General features: G+C 48.8%; 14 protein-coding genes and 1 tRNA gene. 11 read left to right on the top strand and 4 right to left on the bottom strand.

Features of this window, described 5'->3' with window-relative positions:
• Window position 1: 1 nt before the first annotated feature.
• Window positions 2–1,195 carry an aromatic amino acid transaminase gene (locus O3661_RS09630; protein WP_371493242.1) on the top strand — a complete coding sequence of 398 codons (1,194 nt, stop codon included), beginning with the start codon at window positions 2–4 and terminating at the stop codon, window positions 1,193–1,195.
• Between the two features lie 91 nt (window positions 1,196–1,286).
• On the opposite strand, the gene O3661_RS09625 is transcribed toward O3661_RS09630, so the two are convergent.
• Window positions 1,287–1,362 (bottom strand) — tRNA-Arg (locus tag O3661_RS09625).
• A gap of 285 nt (window positions 1,363–1,647) precedes the next feature.
• On the opposite strand from O3661_RS09625, the gene O3661_RS09620 reads away from it, so the two are divergent.
• Together O3661_RS09620 and glmM are read left to right on the top strand one after the other, a co-directional pair.
• Window positions 1,648–2,514 carry a cytochrome c5 family protein gene (locus tag O3661_RS09620; RefSeq protein ID WP_049323135.1) on the top strand — a complete coding sequence of 289 codons (867 nt, stop codon included), beginning with the start codon at window positions 1,648–1,650 and terminating at the stop codon, window positions 2,512–2,514.
• A gap of 216 nt (window positions 2,515–2,730) precedes the next feature.
• On the top strand, window positions 2,731–4,068 hold the full coding sequence (glmM, locus tag O3661_RS09615) for a phosphoglucosamine mutase (RefSeq protein WP_070589678.1): 1,338 nt from the start codon (window positions 2,731–2,733) through the stop codon (window positions 4,066–4,068).
• A 76-nt stretch (window positions 4,069–4,144) separates the two neighbouring features.
• Here the strand turns inward: glmM and lolA are convergent, their stop codons facing one another.
• Window positions 4,145–4,765 (bottom strand): outer membrane lipoprotein chaperone LolA, encoded by a 621-nt coding sequence (gene lolA / locus O3661_RS09610; protein WP_003682545.1) that lies wholly within the window; start codon window positions 4,763–4,765, stop codon window positions 4,145–4,147.
• Window positions 4,766–5,054: 289 nt separating this feature from the next.
• Here lolA and O3661_RS09605 point away from each other — a divergent pair, with 289 nt between their 5' ends.
• The 4 genes from O3661_RS09605 (at window position 5,055) to O3661_RS09590 (ending at window position 8,857) form a co-directional block, all read left to right on the top strand.
• Window positions 5,055–5,885, top strand: coding sequence for a ferritin-like domain-containing protein (locus O3661_RS09605; RefSeq protein ID WP_371493241.1), 831 nt, complete (start codon window positions 5,055–5,057; stop codon window positions 5,883–5,885).
• Between the two features lie 15 nt (window positions 5,886–5,900).
• Entirely contained in the window at window positions 5,901–6,845 is a 945-nt protein-coding gene (locus O3661_RS09600) for a cation diffusion facilitator family transporter (protein WP_371493240.1), read from the top strand.
• Window positions 6,846–6,914: 69 nt separating this feature from the next.
• Window positions 6,915–7,565, top strand: a complete 651-nt coding sequence (locus tag O3661_RS09595) for an HAD family hydrolase (RefSeq protein WP_049352777.1) — start codon at window positions 6,915–6,917, stop codon at window positions 7,563–7,565.
• 98 nt (window positions 7,566–7,663) lie between these two features.
• The gene (locus tag O3661_RS09590; protein ID WP_004520646.1) at window positions 7,664–8,857 is read left to right on the top strand and encodes an amino acid aminotransferase; all 1,194 of its coding nucleotides are present in this window, start codon (window positions 7,664–7,666) and stop codon (window positions 8,855–8,857) included.
• A 66-nt stretch (window positions 8,858–8,923) separates the two neighbouring features.
• Here O3661_RS09590 and O3661_RS09585 read toward each other — a convergent pair whose 3' ends face one another.
• Window positions 8,924–9,337 (bottom strand): YqaA family protein, encoded by a 414-nt coding sequence (locus O3661_RS09585; protein ID WP_371493239.1) that lies wholly within the window; start codon window positions 9,335–9,337, stop codon window positions 8,924–8,926.
• A 274-nt stretch (window positions 9,338–9,611) separates the two neighbouring features.
• Here O3661_RS09585 and O3661_RS09580 point away from each other — a divergent pair, with 274 nt between their 5' ends.
• The 4 genes from O3661_RS09580 (at window position 9,612) to nth (ending at window position 13,853) form a co-directional block, all read left to right on the top strand.
• Window positions 9,612–10,835 carry a sugar MFS transporter gene (locus O3661_RS09580; protein ID WP_371493238.1) on the top strand — a complete coding sequence of 408 codons (1,224 nt, stop codon included), beginning with the start codon at window positions 9,612–9,614 and terminating at the stop codon, window positions 10,833–10,835.
• A gap of 92 nt (window positions 10,836–10,927) precedes the next feature.
• Window positions 10,928–11,551 carry an alpha/beta fold hydrolase gene (locus O3661_RS09575; RefSeq protein ID WP_371493236.1) on the top strand — a complete coding sequence of 208 codons (624 nt, stop codon included), beginning with the start codon at window positions 10,928–10,930 and terminating at the stop codon, window positions 11,549–11,551.
• A gap of 181 nt (window positions 11,552–11,732) precedes the next feature.
• Window positions 11,733–13,112: a Na+/H+ antiporter NhaC gene (nhaC, locus tag O3661_RS09570; protein ID WP_003747540.1), complete on the top strand. Its 1,380-nt coding sequence runs from the start codon at window positions 11,733–11,735 to the stop codon at window positions 13,110–13,112.
• 111 nt (window positions 13,113–13,223) lie between these two features.
• Window positions 13,224–13,853 carry an endonuclease III gene (nth, locus tag O3661_RS09565; RefSeq protein WP_371493235.1) on the top strand — a complete coding sequence of 210 codons (630 nt, stop codon included), beginning with the start codon at window positions 13,224–13,226 and terminating at the stop codon, window positions 13,851–13,853.
• 58 nt (window positions 13,854–13,911) lie between these two features.
• Here the strand turns inward: nth and putA are convergent, their stop codons facing one another.
• Complete coding sequence (gene putA, locus O3661_RS09560; protein WP_371493234.1) at window positions 13,912–17,517, bottom strand: bifunctional proline dehydrogenase/L-glutamate gamma-semialdehyde dehydrogenase PutA; 3,606 nt, start codon at window positions 17,515–17,517, stop codon at window positions 13,912–13,914.
• Window positions 17,518–17,730: the final 213 nt, after the last annotated feature.

Here is a 17,730-nt window from a genome sequence, read left to right as displayed (position 1 = left end):
CATGTACCGTCATGTCGAGTATTATCCGGGTGACCCGATTTTGAGTTTGGTTGAAACCTTCAAGCGCGACGAGCGCCCTGAAAAAGTCAATTTGAGCATCGGCATTTATTTTGATGACGAAGGCAAAATGCCGGTTTTGGAATCTGTCCGCCGAGCAGAAGCAGAGCGTGCGGCTGTACCGCGACCATCTCCTTATCTGCCGATGGAAGGTTTGGACACTTATCGGAGTGCCGTTCAGCGTTTGTTGTTTGGCAAGGATAATCCGGCATTGGCAGAAGGGCGCGTTGCGACCGTACAGACTTTAGGCGGCTCAGGGGCGTTGAAAGTCGGTGCCGACTTTTTGCACCGTTGGTTCCCTGATGCAAAAGCCTATGTCAGCGATCCGACTTGGGACAACCATAAAGGTATTTTTGAAGGTGCAGGTTTTGAAGTGGGGACGTATCCTTATTACAACTCTAAAACCGTCGGCGTGAAATTTGAAGAGATGACTGCGTTTTTCAAAACATTGCCGGAAAACAGCGTCTTGATTTTACATCCATGCTGTCAAAACCCGACCGGCGTAGATATGTCGCAAGCGCAATGGGATGAGGTGTTGGACATTATCAAAATGCACAAGCTGATTCCGTTTATGGATATTGCCTATCAAGGTTTCGGCGAAGATTTAGACAGTGATGCCTATGCAATCCATAAAGCCGTCGAAATGGGTCTGCCTTTGTTTGTCAGCAACTCTTTCTCGAAAAACCTGTCGCTGTACGGCGAGCGTGTCGGCGGTTTGAGCGTAGTGTGTCCTAATAAGGAAGAAGCAGAACTGGTGTTTGGACAGTTGAAATTTACCGTCCGCCGCATTTATTCCAGCCCTGCCGCGCATGGCGCATACATCGCTTCTGATGTGATGAATAGCGAGGAGCTGCGCGCTTTGTGGGAAAACGAGGTTTACGCCATGCGCGACCGCATCCGTGCCATGCGTCAGAAACTTTATGATGTTTTGACGGCCAAAATTCCCAATCGCGATTTCAGCTATTTCATCAAACAGCGCGGCATGTTCAGCTATACAGGCCTGACCGTAGAGCAGGTACACCGCCTGCGCGACGAGTTTGCCGTTTATCTGCTGGATTCGGGCAGGATGTGTGTAGCTGGTTTGAATGCATCGAATATCGATTATGTGGCCGAGGCATTTGCCAAAGTGTTGCAATAGCCGTTCAATCTGAAATTGAATGTAGTTTTATTTGAAGTAAATCAAAAGGCCGTCTGAAAAATTTTCATCTTTCAGACGGCCTCTTTATAATTGGCGCACCCAACAGGGATCGAACCTGTGACCTCCAGCTTCGGAAACTGACACTCTTCCAACTGAGCTATGGGTGCGGAAGCCGTAAGGTTAACGCATATTGGCTTTATTGGCAAAGTTTATCTTGAAAGTGTCTGAAAGTGGCATTGGCGGTCACTTTTTTGCATGGCTAGAATAATCAATTAACTACAAAGGTTTACAGAATTCAGACGGTCTTTTTGAGGATTTTTGCGTATCTTTTTCTCAAGATGGATTGGAAAGCCTTTGCGAATTCAGTATAATCCAGCAAAATATTGTTAATTGCGTTTAACACATAAACTATAACTTACAGCACAACCTAACCTAACGGCGAGGCCTACCAAATGAAACAACTCCGCGACCACAAAGCCCAAGGCTCTGCATTGTTCACCCTTGTGAGCGGTATCGTTATTGTCATTGCAGTGATTTACTTCCTGATCAAACTGGCGGGAAGCGGTTCATTCGGCGATGTTGCCGAAACAACCGAAGCTGCAACTCAAACCCGTATCCAGCCAGTCGGCCAACTGAAATTGGGCGATGGTATTCCAGTCGGCGAGCGTCAAGGCGACCAGATTTTCAATAAAATCTGTATTCAATGTCACGCAGCGGACAGCATCGTTCCCAAAGCGCCTAAATTTGAAAACAAAGGCGATTGGGCGCCTCGCATTGCCCAAGGTTTCGATACCTTGTTCCAACACGCTCTGAATGGTTTCAACGCAATGCCTGCCAAAGGCGGTGCGGCTGATTTGACCGATCAAGAATTGAAACGCGTCATTACTTACATGGCCAACAAAGCCGGCGGTACTTTCCCTGATCCTGATGCCGCAGCTCCTGCCGATGCAGCCGCTTCCGGTGAAGCCGCTTCAGCTCCGGCGGCTGAAGGTGCAGCTCCTGCAGAAGCCCCTAAAGCAGATGCGGCCAAAGCAGATGACAAAGGTGCGGCAGCTCCAGCAGCCGGTGGCGCAGACGGCAAAAAAGTTTATGAAGCCAACTGCCAAGCATGTCACGGTGGTGCAGTTCCAGGTGTTCCTCATGTAGGTAAAAAAGAAGACTGGGCTCCTCGTATCAAACAAGGTAAAGACACCCTGCACAAACACGCACTCGAAGGCTTTAATGCAATGCCTGCCAAAGGCGGTAACGGTAGCCTGAGCGATGATGAAGTGAAAGCTGCAGTTGATTACATGGCTAATCAGTCTGGTGCTAAATTCTAAGATTTGATTTTAAATCTCGAATAGAAGGCGCATTCTGCAAAAGGATGCGCTTTTTTCGTGCAGGAAATCCGGATCTTGCTATAATACTGAAGTAGTAAATTATTCTCATGATCAAGGGTCGTCTGAAAGATTCAGACGGCCTTCGAATACAATCAAGATTCTTTTAAAGAAGTTCAACAATATTCACATACGACAAAACAATCACGGAGTTATCTCATGGCAAAAAAATATTTCGGTACTGACGGTGTGCGTGGCGAAGTTGGTCAGTTTCCTATTAATCCTGATTTTGTCTTGAAATTAGGCTATGCGGCAGGTCAGGTTTTGGTACAGCATGAAGGTGAAATTAAACCGACTGTCTTAATCGGCAAAGACACGCGTATTTCAGGCTATATGCTGGAAGCTGCGCTGATTGCCGGTTTTACTGCCGCCGGTGTCAACGTTATTCAAACCGGCCCTCTGCCAACCCCGGGCGTAGCGTATCTGACCCGTGCTTTGCGTTTGTCTGCCGGTGTGATGATTTCTGCTTCCCACAATGTTTATTCCGATAACGGCATTAAATTCTTTGCTGAAGGCGGTGTGAAGCTGAGCGATGAAATCGAGTTGGAAATCGAAGCCAAAATCGATGAGGAAATGAAAACCCAGCCGTCCAGCCGTCTTGGCCGCGCGCGCCGGATTAATGGTGCGGATGACCGCTATATCGAGTTCTGTAAATCCACTTTCCCAAGTCATTTGGACTTGCGCGGTCTGAAATTAGTGGTCGATACCGCCAATGGTGCAGGCTATGCAGTTGCGCCTAAAGTATTCCACGAATTGGGTGCGCAAGTGGTCAGTATCGGTGATGAGCCAAACGGCTACAACATCAATGAGAAATGTGGGGCAACCCATCCGAAAGCTCTGCAAGCGGCTGTATTGCAAAATGAAGCCGATTACGGTATTGCCTTGGATGGCGATGGCGACCGTTTGATGATGGTTGACCGCAATGGCAAAGTGTATGACGGCGACAGCCTGATTTATGTGATTGCCAAAGCACGCGCGCACGAAGGTGTGGAAATCGGCGGCGTGGTGGGTACAGTGATGACCAATATGGCGATGGAAATTGCTTTGAAAGAGCAGGGCGTTGATTTCTGCCGCGCCAAAGTGGGCGACCGCTATGTGTTGGAACAGCTCCACCAACGCGGTTGGCTGATTGGCGGCGAAGCCAGCGGCCATATTTTGTGCATGGACAAACACAATACTGGTGACGGCATCATTTCTGCGCTGCAAGTTTTGGCCGCATTGCAAACCTTGAATCAAGACCTTGCCACCGTCTGCGCCGATTGGCAGCCTTATCCTCAAACCATGATTAACGTCCGCATCAAAAAAGGCCAAAACTGGCAGGACGCTTCCAAAGAGGCTTTGGCTGAAGTGGAAAAAGAACTCGAAGGCAAAGGCCGCGTGGTCTTACGTGCTTCCGGTACCGAGCCTGTCGTGCGCGTGATGGTGGAAGCCAAACAGGCAGACTGGGCGAAAAAAGGCGCAGAAAAAATTGCCGCTGCCATTCAAGGTCAAAAGTAACAGTGTGTTTGATTTTGAATTGAACTAAATAAAAGGCCGTCTGTTGTTCAGACGGCCTTTGTGTTTCATTAGAGGCTTAGTTGCTCAAGACATCAACGCCTTTAGGAGGAGTAAATTTGAACATACCGCTGGAAAGGTTAGGCTTGGTGTTCAAACCGCTGAAGCTGATGCTGGTTTGGTTGCCGAAGCTGTCTTTCAACTGCATGGCGGCGAGGTTGTCGCCTTTGAAGCCGATGCGGATGTATTGGTAGCCGGCGTTGTTTTTCTTAGGCGTAGCCAAAACGTAGTCGATACCGTTGGCAGAACCGTCCTCTTTTAGTGTGTAGCTGCTGTCCAATGCGGTTTTGTTGGAGAGGATGGCGGCAGGGCTGTCGCCGATGGTTTGGTCTTGTGAGGACTTGGTTACTTGCGCCAAATCTACGTCATAGAGCCAAATGGTTTTGCCGTCGCCAACAATGGTTTGTTTGTAGGGTTTGGTGTATTCCCATTTGAACAAGCCCGGGCGCAGGATTTTGAATGTACCGTGTGTGGTTTGGGTTTTCTTTTTGCTGTGAACGGTTTGGCTGAAGTTGCCGCTGATACCGTCGGCGTCATTATTGAATTTTTTCAGGGCGTCCACTGCGCCAGCTTGTGCAAAGCCGATGGCTGAAGAAAGCAGCGCGGCAGCGGTCAGGGTGAACAGTCGGGTAGTTTTCATGTTTTGGTTCCTTGTTCGGAGAGATGGGTTCAGTATAGACGTTATGGTGTAACAGGCAAGGGGCTGAATAGAGGGTTTAATTTGTGTAAATATGAAAAATTCAATCAAGTGACTGAAATAATTTCATTTCTTCAGACGGCCTGTATTTGGTTTTGACGTTTTTTTAATGAATCACACAAGGGTTTGGTGTAGCATTTAATGTCATTTTACGGAAAGCATGAAATTATAGTCTTTCTGTTTGCTTTTTAAAACGGCTATAATATTTGTCTTTTTAAAACAATGGTTTTGTATGTATCTGAATCCTTATCCTTTATTGGAACAGGCTTTGTTGTCGGACAATCTGGATGAAAAGGGAAGATTGACGCAGACTTTGTTTGCGCAGTTGGGCGAGGCGGAAGGTTTGACGGTTGAAGAGTCGAAACCCGTGGATTGCCGATTTGCCGGGCATCCTTCACGCCCGCGTTTGGTTGCGCCTTCGGAAGTCACGCCGCGCAAGATGAATACGGTCGAAGGATATGCGGCTATGTTGCACGCGATTGCGCACATTGAATTTAATGCGATTAATCTGGCTTTGGATGCGGCGTATCGTTTTCGCAATATGCCGTTTCAGTTTGTACGCGATTGGGTAAGGGTAGCAAAAGAAGAAGTATTTCACTTCGGCTTGATGCGTGGCCGTCTGAACAGCTTGGGCTACGATTACGGCGATTTTGAAGCGCACGGGCATTTGTGGGATATGGCGTATAAAACCGCTTACGATCCCTTGTTGCGCATGGCTTTGGTGCCGCGGGTATTGGAAGCGCGCGGTTTGGATGTCACGCCGGGTATTCGTGCAAAAGTGGCGCAACGTGGCGATATGGAAACCTGCGATGTACTGGATATTATTTATCGTGATGAAGTGGGGCATGTCGCCATCGGCAATCATTGGTATCAGCATCTTTGCCGTGAACGCGGTTTGGAACCGGTTGCCTTGTTCCGCAGCCTGATTGCGCGTTACGATATGTTTATCTTTCGCGGCTACGTCAATATCGAAGCGCGAGAACGTGCTGGATTCAGCCGTTTTGAGCTGGACATGTTGGAAGATTTTGAGAAAAGTTTGAAACAGGATAAAAAGGCCGTCTGAAACGGTAAAATCATCATGGCACATCATCACGATCATTCGCACGCGCACACGCATACCGCCAATAAGCAGGTATTGCGTATTTCATTTTTCGTCATTGCCGGATTTATGCTGGTTGAAGCGGTCGGCGGCTGGCTGACCAACTCTTTGGCCCTGCTTTCCGATGCGGGGCATATGTTCAGCGATGCGTTTTCGCTGGGCGTAGCATTGTGGGCATTCAAACTTGGCGAGAAACAGACCACGCTGCAAAAGACATTCGGTTACAAGCGTTTTGAAATTTTGACGGCGATGTTTAACGGATTGTCGCTGGTGTTGATTGCGGCGATGATTTTTTATGAAGCAGTCAAACGATTGTTTTATCCGCCGGAAATTTTGACGGGCGGCATGTTGGTGGTCAGTATCATCGGATTGCTGGTTAACATCGGCGTCGCCGTTTATATGTTGAAGAATGGCGATACCGAAGAAAACGTCAATATGCGCGGCGCGTATCTGCACGTAATCAGCGATTTATTCGGCTCGATAGGGGCGATTGTCGCAGCAGTGCTAATAATGGCGTATGGCTGGCAATGGGCGGATACGGTTGCCAGCGTATTGGTGGCGGCTTTGGTAGGGCGCAGCGGCTGGAAGCTGTTTAAACAGGCTTTGCACATTTTGATGGAAGGTGCGCCGGAAAACATCCATACCGATGAGTTGCTCAGCGTTATCCGTAATACGGAAGGCATAAAATCCGTTCACGACTTGCATGTTTGGACGATTACCAGCAATATCCACGTTTTGTCCTGTCATATTGTTGTCGATGGCAGTATGACGGTTGCAGAGTCCGAACAAATCTCCTACCGCATCGAATATGAATTGGCACATCACAACATCGGGCATTGTACGATTCAGATTGAGAGCGAACAGCATCCGCATAAAGATGAAGTTTTGTGTTCGCAGGAAATGCACGAACATCATCACCATTAACCATATTCAGGCCGTCTGAAACTTGTTGGATTGTTCAGACGGCCTTCTAAAATCATCAAAGGAACACTTATGACCCAAGCCGTATTATTCGACCTTGACGGCACGCTTGCCGATACCGCACTTGATTTGGGTGGCGCGCTCAATACGGTATTGCGCCGACACGGTTTGCCAGAAAAAAGCATGGATGAAATCCGTCCGCAGGCCAGCCACGGTGCGAGCGGTTTGCTCAAACTTGGTGCAGGCATTACGCCCGACCATCCGGACTATATGCAATGGCGCAAAGAGTTTTTGGACGAATACAGCCGCTGCTATGCCGACCAAACCATCTTGTTCGACGGCGTAAACGAAATGTTGGAAGCCTTAGTTCAACGCGGTATCCAATGGGGCATTATTACCAATAAGCCCATGCGTTTTACCGATGTCCTCGTGCCTAAGCTCGGGTTTACCGTGCCTCCTGCCGTGATTGTCAGCGGCGATACTTGCGATGAACCCAAGCCCAGCGTGAAGCCTATGTTTTATGCGTGCGAACAGATTGGCGTTGAGGCGCAGCGATGTTTTTATGTCGGTGATGCAGAGCGCGATATGCAGGCAGGCAAAAATGCAGGCATGACGACCGTGCTTGCCGATTGGGGCTATATTTCTGCCGAAGACCAAACCGAAAACTGGCTTGCCGATTTCCGTATTGCCACGCCTTTGGATTTGTTGGCAATCTTGCGTTAAAACCCTGTAATAATCCGTTTTCAGACGGCCTGAAACGGCGTAAAATTACATAAATTTGTATTTTTTCAACCGTTTTACTACTTGTAAAGAGAAAAATCATGTTCTTCAAGCATATCGAAGCTGCTCCTGCTGATCCGATTTTAGGTTTGGGCGAGGCGTTTAAAGCCGAAACCCGTCCGGAGAAAGTCAATCTCGGTATCGGCGTGTACAAAGACGCATCCGGCGCGACGCCTATTGTCAAAGCCGTTAAAGAGGCTGAAAAACGCCTGTTGGAAAGCGAAACAACCAAAAACTACCTGACCATCGACGGCGTTGCCGACTACAATGAACAAACCCAAATTCTGCTGTTTGGCAAAGACCACGAAATCATTGCCAGCCGTCGCGCCAAAACAGCGCAAAGCCTTGGCGGTACAGGTGCATTGCGCATTGCGGCCGAATTTGTCAAACGCCAGTTGAACGCGCAAACCATCTGGATTTCCAATCCGACTTGGCCAAACCACAACGCCATCGCCAAAGCGGTTGGTATCCAAGATAAACCTTATCGTTACTATGATGCCGCCAAACACGGTTTGGATTGGGACGGCATGATTGAAGACTTGAGCCAAGCGCAAAAAGGCGACATTGTCCTGCTGCACGGCTGCTGCCACAATCCTACCGGTATCGACCCTACGCCTGAACAATGGGAAACTTTGGCAAAACTTTCTGCCGAAAAAGGCTGGTTACCACTGTTTGACTTTGCCTACCAAGGCTTCGGCAATGGTTTGGAAGAAGATGCCTACGGCTTGCGCGTGTTTTTGAAACACAATACAGAATTGCTGATTGCCAGTTCTTATTCTAAAAACTTCGGTATGTACAACGAGCGCGTCGGCGCGTTCACTTTGGTGGCCGAAGATGAAGAAACAGCAGCCCGCGCCCACAGCCAAGTCAAAACCATCATCCGTACCTTGTATTCCAATCCGGCTTCACACGGTGCGAACACCATTGCGCTGGTGTTGAAAAATGATGATTTGAAAGCACAATGGATTGCCGAACTCGATGAAATGCGCGGCCGTATCAAAGCCATGCGCCAAAAATTTGTCGAGTTGCTCAAAGCCAAAGGTGCAACCCAAGACTTTGATTTCATTATCGAACAAAACGGCATGTTCTCTTTCAGCGGCTTGACTCCCGAACAAGTTGACCGTTTGAAAAACGAGTTTGCCATTTATGCCGTCCGTTCCGGCCGCATTAATGTTGCAGGCATTACCGATGATAACATCGACTACCTGTGCGAAAGCATTGTGAAAGTTTTGTAATTGTCGAATTAAAGGCAAAAGGCCGTCTGAATTGTTCAGACGGCCTTTATTTTTGACTGTCGAAACTTATCCGGCAACTGCGTTCATCCCCCAATAAATCATGGCATAGCGCAGCAGTTTGCCTGTAATCAGAATGATGGCGCAATGCAAGGCATTAAGCTTGAGCCAGCCTGCGGCAAGGGGGAGGGCATCGCCGATAATCGGCAACCATGCAAATAATAGCGGCCAAATTCCCCATCTTTGTATACGCGCCAATACTTTTTCAGACGGCCTTTTCTTGGCCGGAAACATTCTGCCCATGTAATACGAAACCATACTGCCCAAGCCATTTGCCAAACCGGCACACAAACATGCACTGAGGGCATGTTGAGGGTATTGGTACACAAATGCGGCGTATGCTGCCTCGGATGTACCCGGAAGTAGTGTGGCTGAAGTGAAGGCAGAAGCAATCAGGGCAAGGTAAGCGTAAAGAGGGGGCATGTTTTGAGTTACATCAAGTGATATTGTAAAAAAGAAATAACAGGCTTAATAAGAGGATTATGCCTTTATTTTTTAATCTAATAAAAGATAAATCCAATATTATTGAAATTTTTAAAATTAAACGACTGAAGGATAATGTAGTCGGCTGTTAGAAAATAGTTTTCAAAGTGACGGATTATCAGTATGATACGGGCGGCTGTTAATGGGTGTTAAGTTTAATGAACTGATTTAAGCTCATTTTTCCAGCAAATCTTAACAAAACGAAAGGCAAATCATGTCTGCGCATTCACAACAAAATCATACTCCTGCGCTGGTTGTCCTAACCACACTCTTTTTCATGATGGGTTTCATTACCTGCATGAACGATATTTTGATTCCGCATTTGAAAGATATTTTCGACCTAACTTATGTTCAGGCGATGCTGATTCAATTCTGTTTCTTTACCGCTTATGCGATTATGTCGATCCCGATGGGCTATTTGGTTGGCAAAATCGGCTATAAAAACGGCGTGATTAGCGGCTTCGTATTGACTGCCATTGGCTGTCTACTCTTCTATCCTGCTGCCGGCAGTCATTCTTATGCAACTTTTTTGGGTGCATTGTTTATTTTGGCTTCAGGTGTAACACTGTTGCAAGTAGCGGGTAACCCTTATGTGACTTTGCTGTCCAAACCGGGTAAAGAATCTGCAACACTGACTTTGGTTCAGGCATTTAACTCTTTGGGTACGACCATTGCTCCGCAAATCGGCGCATTCCTGATTTTGGCTGATGCGACACAAACTGTCAGCAAAGCCGAGCAAATTTCTTCTGTTCAAATTCCATATTTAGGTTTGGCCGGTCTGCTGATTATTTTGGCTGTATTCGTCAAAATGATTCGTCTGCCTGACGCAAACAAAATTGCTGAAGAAGAGAGCGAACACAACCATGATGGCAAACACAGCGTATGGCAATACCGTCATTTGGTTTTTGGTGCGGCCGGTATTTTCTGTTATGTTGGTGCTGAAGTATCTATCGGTTCTTTGTTGGTCAGCGTGTTGGGCTATCTGAAAGGTTTGGACCACGCATCTGCAGCAAAATATCTGTCGTTCTACTGGGGCGGTGCAATGGTCGGCCGTTTCTTAGGCTCTGCTATCATGGCGAAAATTGCGCCTAACCGCTATTTGGCATTTAACGCTACTGCTGCTGTTGCCTTGTTGGGCGTTGCTATGTTGGCAGGTAAAGCCAGTGCAGATGTTGCAATGTGGGCATTGTTGGCTATCGGCTTCTTCAACTCCATCATGTTCCCAACCATTTTCTCTTTGGCAACCAAAGGTCTAGGTCGATTTACCAGCAGCGCTTCCGGCGTATTGTGTACTGCGATTGTCGGCGGTGCGATTGTGCCTGTGGTACAAGGTTGGGCAGCGGATACTTACGGCTTGATGATTTCTTTCGTTGTATCAGCGATTTGTTATGTCTATATCGTCTTCTTTGCTATAAAAGGCTACAAAGCTGACGAATAATCCATCATGATAAAAGGCCGTCTGAAACCTTATGGGATTTCAGACGGCCTTTTTACTTTGTGGCATAATGATTTAAATGACAGGAGGAAAAAATGGCCAAAATCATTTTGCTGCATGGCTTGCACATGCATTCATGGGTAATGAAACCTCTGGCGTATTTGCTGGAACAAGAAGGTTTTGAAGTTGCTCTGTTCGATTATTACAGTGTGTTGCACTCGATGAATCGGCATGTTGAGGACTTGGCGCGATGGATTGATGAGAACCATGCTGATGAAACGCTGCACTTTGTCGGCCATAGTTTGGGCGGGTTGGTTTTACGTAATTTTGCGGCTGCATATCCGGATAAAGTCAGCGGCCGTATCGTTACCATGGGTACACCGCATCAAGGCAGCCGGGCTGCGCAACGTGTGCTCAATTTGGGTTTGCAAAAGCCGGTATTGGGCGGCTCTTACAAAGGCGCATTGGACGGCAGTATGCCTGAATTGCCAGAGGGTGTTGAGCTGGGCAGTATTGCCGGCAATAAACCGTATGGGCTGGGCCGTGTTTTAGGTTTGCATGGCGAACATGATGGTACGGTTTTGGTCAGCGAAACGCATTGTCCAAATATGCGCGATCATGTCGTTTTGCCTGTCAGCCATAGCGGTATGCTGTTTAACCGTAAAACGGTCGAGCAGGTGATGGCATTTTTGCATGATGGACATTTTAAAAAGCAATAAAATTTCATTTATTTCTATTTAAAAATGTTTAATTTTAATAATTTGATATATTTTTAAAGAAAGTGTCTCAATTTTGCTGGAGCTATTTTTATAAAATAACAGGCAGGCCGTCTGAAAATCGGGTTTCAGACGGCCTGTTATGCTAAAATCTGTTAAATACTTATTAAAAAGGCAAAGAACTATGTTTGCTTTCAAATCCTTACTTAATATGCCGCGTTTTGAGGCCATCGCTGTGGCCTTGGCTTTGGTGGCGGCAATGGGCTATACGATTATTTCGCTTGAATGGCTGCCGCATATGTCGATTGTGACGGCGATTGTGGTCTTGCTGTTGTACGGTTTGATGCGCGGCTTGAAATATCAAGACATGCAAAACGGTATGATAGGTGCGGTCGGGCAGGGCATGGGTGCGATTTATCTGTTTTTCTTTATCGGCCTGATGGTCAGTGCGCTGATGATGAGCGGTGCGATTCCGACGCTGATGTATTACGGTTTCGGATTGATTTCGCCGACTTATTTTTATTTTTCGGCGTTTGCGCTTTGCTCGGTCATCGGTATTTCCATCGGCAGTAGTTTGACGACTTGTGCAACTGTCGGCGTGGCCTTTATGGGTATGGCGGCTGCGTTTCATGCCGATATGGCGATGACGGCAGGTGCGATTGTGTCGGGCGCATTCTTCGGCGATAAAATGTCGCCGCTTTCCGATACGACCGGTATTTCCGCTTCGATTGTCGGCATTGATTTGTTCGAGCACATCAAAAACATGATGTACACCACTGTGCCTGCGTGGTTGATCAGTGCGGCGTTGATGTTGTGGCTTTTACCTAATGTGGCTGCACATGATATGAACAGCGTCGAGGCTTTCCGCGCGCAATTGGAGGCAACCGGTTTGGTGCATGCCTACTCGCTGATTCCGTTTGCCTTACTAGTTATCCTTGCCCTGATGCGCGTCAATGCCATTGTGGCCATGTTGTTTACCGTTGTGGTGGCGCTGATTGTCACTTACTTCCACAGTACGCCTGATTTGAAACAGCTGGGCGCGTGGTTTTACAGCGGATACAAACTTGAAGGCGAAGCATTCAAAGACATTGCCCGCTTGATTTCGCGCGGTGGCTTAGAAAGCATGTTCTTTACGCAAACCATCGTGATACTCGGCATGAGCTTGGGCGGCCTGTTGTTTAGCATCGGTGTGATTCCGTCTTTGTTGGAAGCCATTCGTGCGTTCCTGACCAATGCCGGACGCGCTACTTTCAGCGTGGCCATGACATCGGTCGGCGTCAACTTCCTGATTGGCGAACAATATTTAAGTATCCTGCTTTCCGGCGAAACCTTTAAGCCGGTATATGACAAACTCGGCCTGCATTCGCGCAACCTTGCCCGTACGCTGGAAGATGCGGGTACGGTCATCAACCCGTTGGTACCTTGGAGCGTCTGCGGCGTATTTATCAGCCATGCCTTGGGCGTACCTGTTTGGGAATACCTGCCTTACGCCTTCTTCTGCTACTTGAGCTTGGCTCTGACGCTGGTGTTTGGCTGGACAGGGCTAACTTTGAGTAAAAAATAAACAGTAGGCTGTTTGATTATCAGGTCGTCTGAATGTGTTTCAGACGGCCTGCTTTGTTTGAAGCAGCTCCATCGGATATAATTGCCGCGCCATATAAAAACAATTCCAACTATGAACAAACAAATCCGCCAAGAAATTTTCGAGCGTTTCCGCGCTGCCAATCCTCATCCGACTACCGAGTTGAATTTCAGCTCGCCATTTGAGCTGCTTATCGCCGTTTTATTGTCTGCACAGGCGACTGATGTCGGCGTGAACAAAGCGACTGCCAAACTCTTTCCCGTTGCCAATACGCCGCAAACCATGTTGGATTTGGGGCTGGATGGCGTGATGGAATACACCAAAACCATAGGTCTCTACAAAACCAAGTCCAAACATATAATGCAGACTTGCCGTATTTTGCTAGAGAAATACAACGGAGAAGTGCCTGCTGACCGAGAGGCTTTGGAATCTTTGCCCGGTGTTGGCCGTAAAACAGCCAATGTGGTGTTGAACACTGCATTCGGGCAACCTGTTATGGCGGTCGATACCCATATTTTCCGTGTGGCCAACCGCACCAAAATCGCGCCGGGCAAGGATGTGCGTGAAGTTGAAGACAAGCTGATGCGCTTTATTCCCAAAGAATTTTTGATGGATGCCCATCATTGGTTGATTTTGCACGGCCGCTATACATGTAAGGCTTTGAAACCGCAATGCAGCAAATGTTTGATTAATGATTTGTGCGAATATCCAGCAAAAATGTAAATAAAAACAGATAAAAAAAGGCCGTCTGAATTTCAGACGGCCTTTGGTTTGGCTACGATTAGTCGGCAACTGCCATCAGGCTGGCATTACCACCGGCAGCGGTAGTATTGATACTGCAAGAGATTTCTTCAAATACTTGCAGGATGTCCAGACCTTGTTCGGAAGGCAGGATGCGGATGAGCGCACCGTCGCGGCCGGCCAACTCTTGTTTGCGCTCGCTGCTCAAAGGCTCGATGGCGGCAACGTGGCTGATGCCTGCGTTTTCAGGTTTGCTGTTGACTTGCAACAAACCGTCCAAATCGGCTGAGTAGGAAGCCAACGGGCTGTTAGGCTCAACAACGGTTTGGATGCCTGCGGCTGCCAGCTCGGTCAGGGCAGAGAAGGCTTGCAGCAGATTGCCGCCATGTACCCAAACACGTTTTGGAGAGCGCCAGCTCAATGAGTTGCGTTCGCCGGTCGGGCCGACCAATACGGTTTCGGCTTTGCGCAGGGTACGGACGCGTGCGTGACCCAAAGCTGCGGCTGCGGCTTTTTTCTCTTCTGCGTTAAACGGCAGTTTGTGAACCAGGGTTTCCAAACGTTTGAGTGCGTCTTCGTCTGCTTGACCGATTCGGCTGAGGGTTGGGGCAACCCATTCAGGAGTACGAACCAGGCGTTGCAGATAGAATGAACCGCCTGCTTTTGGACCGGTACCGGACAAGCCGTGACCGCCGAAAGGTTGTACGCCGACAACAGCACCAACGATGTTGCGGTTAACGTAGATGTTACCGGCTTCGATGCGGTCGCGGATATGGTCGATAGTGCCTTCGATACGGCTGTGTACACCGCTGGTCAGAGCATAGCCTTTGGCGTTGATTTGGTCGATGAGTTGATCCAATTCGCTGGCGCGGTAGCGGACAACGTGCAGTACAGGACCGAACACTTCGCGTTGCAACTCGTTCAGGTTGTTCAATTCAAACAGAATTGGACGAACGAAGGTAGAGTTGTTGTCATCAACGTCGGCGGCAGTTTTGATTTCGTGGTAAGCCTTTGCTACGCCTTTCATTTTGTTGATGTGGGCCAACAGGTTTTGTTGGGCTTCAGCATCGATGACAGGGCCGATGTCTGTGGTCAGTTGGGTCGGTTTGCCGACAACCAGCTCGTCCATTGCGCCTTTGATGATGTTGATCATTTTATCGGCAACATCTTCTTGAACACACAAGATACGCAGGGCGGAACAACGTTGGCCCGCGCTGTCGAAGGCAGAGTTCAATACGTCGAGGCAGACTTGTTCCGGCAGGGCGGTAGAGTCCACGATCATCGCGTTTTGACCGCCGGTCTCGGCAATCAGGACAGGGCTGTCGTCGCGTTTGGACAGGGCTTTGTTGATCAGGCGCGCTACTTCGGTAGAGCCGGTAAAGATCACGCCGCCGATGCTGGCATCGCCGGTCAGGGCAGAGCCGACATCGCCTGCGCCGAGTACGAGTTGCAGCGCAGAAGTCGGAATACCGGCTTGATGCATCAGGGAAACTGCGTAAGTAGCAATCAGGCTGGTTTGTTCGGCAGGTTTGGCGATAACGGTGTTACCGGCTGCCAATGCAGAAACCACTTCGCCGGTAAAGATGGCCAATGGGAAGTTCCATGGGCTGATGGCAACGATTGCGCCGACAGCTTTGGCATCTTTAGGCAGGGTGTTTTCAGCTTCGTTGGCATAGTAGCGGCAGAAGTCAACGGCTTCGCGTACTTCGGCAACGGCGTTGTTCAGGGTTTTACCGGCTTCTCGGACGGCCAGCATCATCAATGCAGGCGTGTGTTGTTCCAACAAATCGGCAAAACGGCGCAGGCAGTCGGCGCGTTCTGAAGCAGGTTTGGCGCTCCACTCCGGCAGGGCGGCAACGGCTGCACCAATAGCTTCTTGAGCCAATGCGGCATCGGCAAAGCTGACAGTACCGACAACATCGTTGTGGTCTGCAGGGTTGCGGACGGGTTGAGCTTCGCCCACGTTACGCGCTTCGCCATTGACGATAGAAGCGGCGTGGAAGTCTTCGGAAGAAGCTTGGTTGAGTTTTTCTTGCAGGTTTTGCAATACGTTTTCGTTGCTGAAATCGACGCCTTGGGAGTTCAGACGGCCTTTGCCATACAAATCGCGCGGCAGAGGCAATGCCGGATGCAGGTGGATGCCTTGTTCGGCGATGGTGTCGAACGGGCTCTTAATCAGGCGGTCGATGCTGATGTTTTCGTCAACGATTTGGTTCACGAAAGAAGAGTTCGCACCGTTTTCCAACAGGCGGCGTACCAAGTAGGCAAGCAGGGTTTCGTGTGTGCCGACCGGGGCATACACGCGTACGCGGCGGCCTAAGTTTTGCGGGCCGACCACTTGGTCGTACAGGGTTTCACCCATGCCGTGCAGACATTGGTGTTCGAAGTCTTTGCCTTTACCCATTTGGTAGATTGCGCCCAAAGTGTAGGCGTTGTGGGTGGCAAATTGCGGGAACACGGCATCTTGTGCATCCAAGAGTTTGCGTGCGCAGGCGAGGTAGGAGATGTCGGTGTGGACTTTACGGGTGTAAGTCGGATAGCCTTCCATGCCGTCTACTTGAGCCCATTTCACTTCGCTGTCCCAGTATGCACCTTTAACCAAACGGATCATCAGTTTTTGGTTGTTGCGGCGTGCCAGGTCGATCAGATAGTCGATAACGAACGGGCAACGTTTTTGGTAGGCTTGAACAACGAAACCGATACCTTTGTAGCCGGCCAAGTCAGGATCGGAAACCAAAGCTTCCATCAAGTCCAAAGACAATTCGAGACGGTTGGCTTCTTCGGCATCGATGTTGATACCGATATCGTATTTTTTACCCAAAAGGAACAATTCTTTCAGGCGTGGCAACAGTTCGCTCATAACGCGTTCGTGTTGGGCGCGTGAGTAGCGTGGGTGGATGGCGGAGAGTTTGACGGAGATACCGTTGCCTTCGTAAACGCCTTGGCCTGCGGCATCTTTACCGATGGCGTGAATGGCTTGAACGTAGTCGTTGTAGTAGCGGTTGGCATCTTCTTCGGTGTATGCGGCTTCACCCAACATATCGAAAGAGAAGCGGTAACCCATTTTCTCGCGCTCTTTACCGTTTTGCAGCGCTTCTTCAATGGTTTGGCCGGTTACGAACTGCTTGCCCAGCAGGCGCATGGCGTAGTTCACACCTTGACGGATCAGGGGTGCGCCGCCTTTGCTGATCAGACGGCTCAATGCGGAACTCATCTGTTTATCGTTTGTCGCGGTCAGTTTGCCGGTAATCAACAGACCCCATGCAGCCGCGTTAACGAAGAGGGAAGGGCTGTTGTTCAAGTGGCTTTTCCAGTTGCCTTCGGAGATTTTGTCGGCAATCAGGCGGTCGCGGGTTGCATTGTCCGGAATACGCAACAGGGCTTCGGCCAGACACATCAGTGCAACACCTTCTTCACTGGAGAGAGAGAACTCGTGCATCAAGGCATCTACACCGCTGGCTTTGGTGCGGCTGGCACGGACTTGGGTAACCAAACGACGAGCAAGCTCGGAGGCGGCATTGCGTTCTTCGTCGGTCATCTGTGCACGTTGCAACATATCCTGAACGGCCTCGATTTCGTCGCGGCGGTAGGCATCAGTTACAGCTTGACGCAGAGGAGTTTGTGTTGGAAAAGCGAAGTTAAACATTATTTATGTTCTCCAAAGGTTTTTTCATGATTTCAGACGGCCTGAATTAAGACTGCTAAAACAAGCATTCTGAAGGATAGTAATATCGTAATAAAATTATGATGCGGATACAAGATGCATCCGCATAAATTGCTGTTTTTTCTGATAAGGCTCAGATTATTTTGAAACAGTTTATTTCATAACACAGACAGACGGCCTGCACGGAATCATGCA

The sequence above is a fragment of the Neisseria sp. 20925_1_37 genome, assembly GCF_041433255.1.
GTDB classification, from domain to species: Bacteria; Pseudomonadota; Gammaproteobacteria; order Burkholderiales; family Neisseriaceae; genus Neisseria; species Neisseria flavescens_D.
Note: the sequence above shows the minus strand (reverse complement) of the source record. Positions and strands in the feature narration are given on the sequence as shown.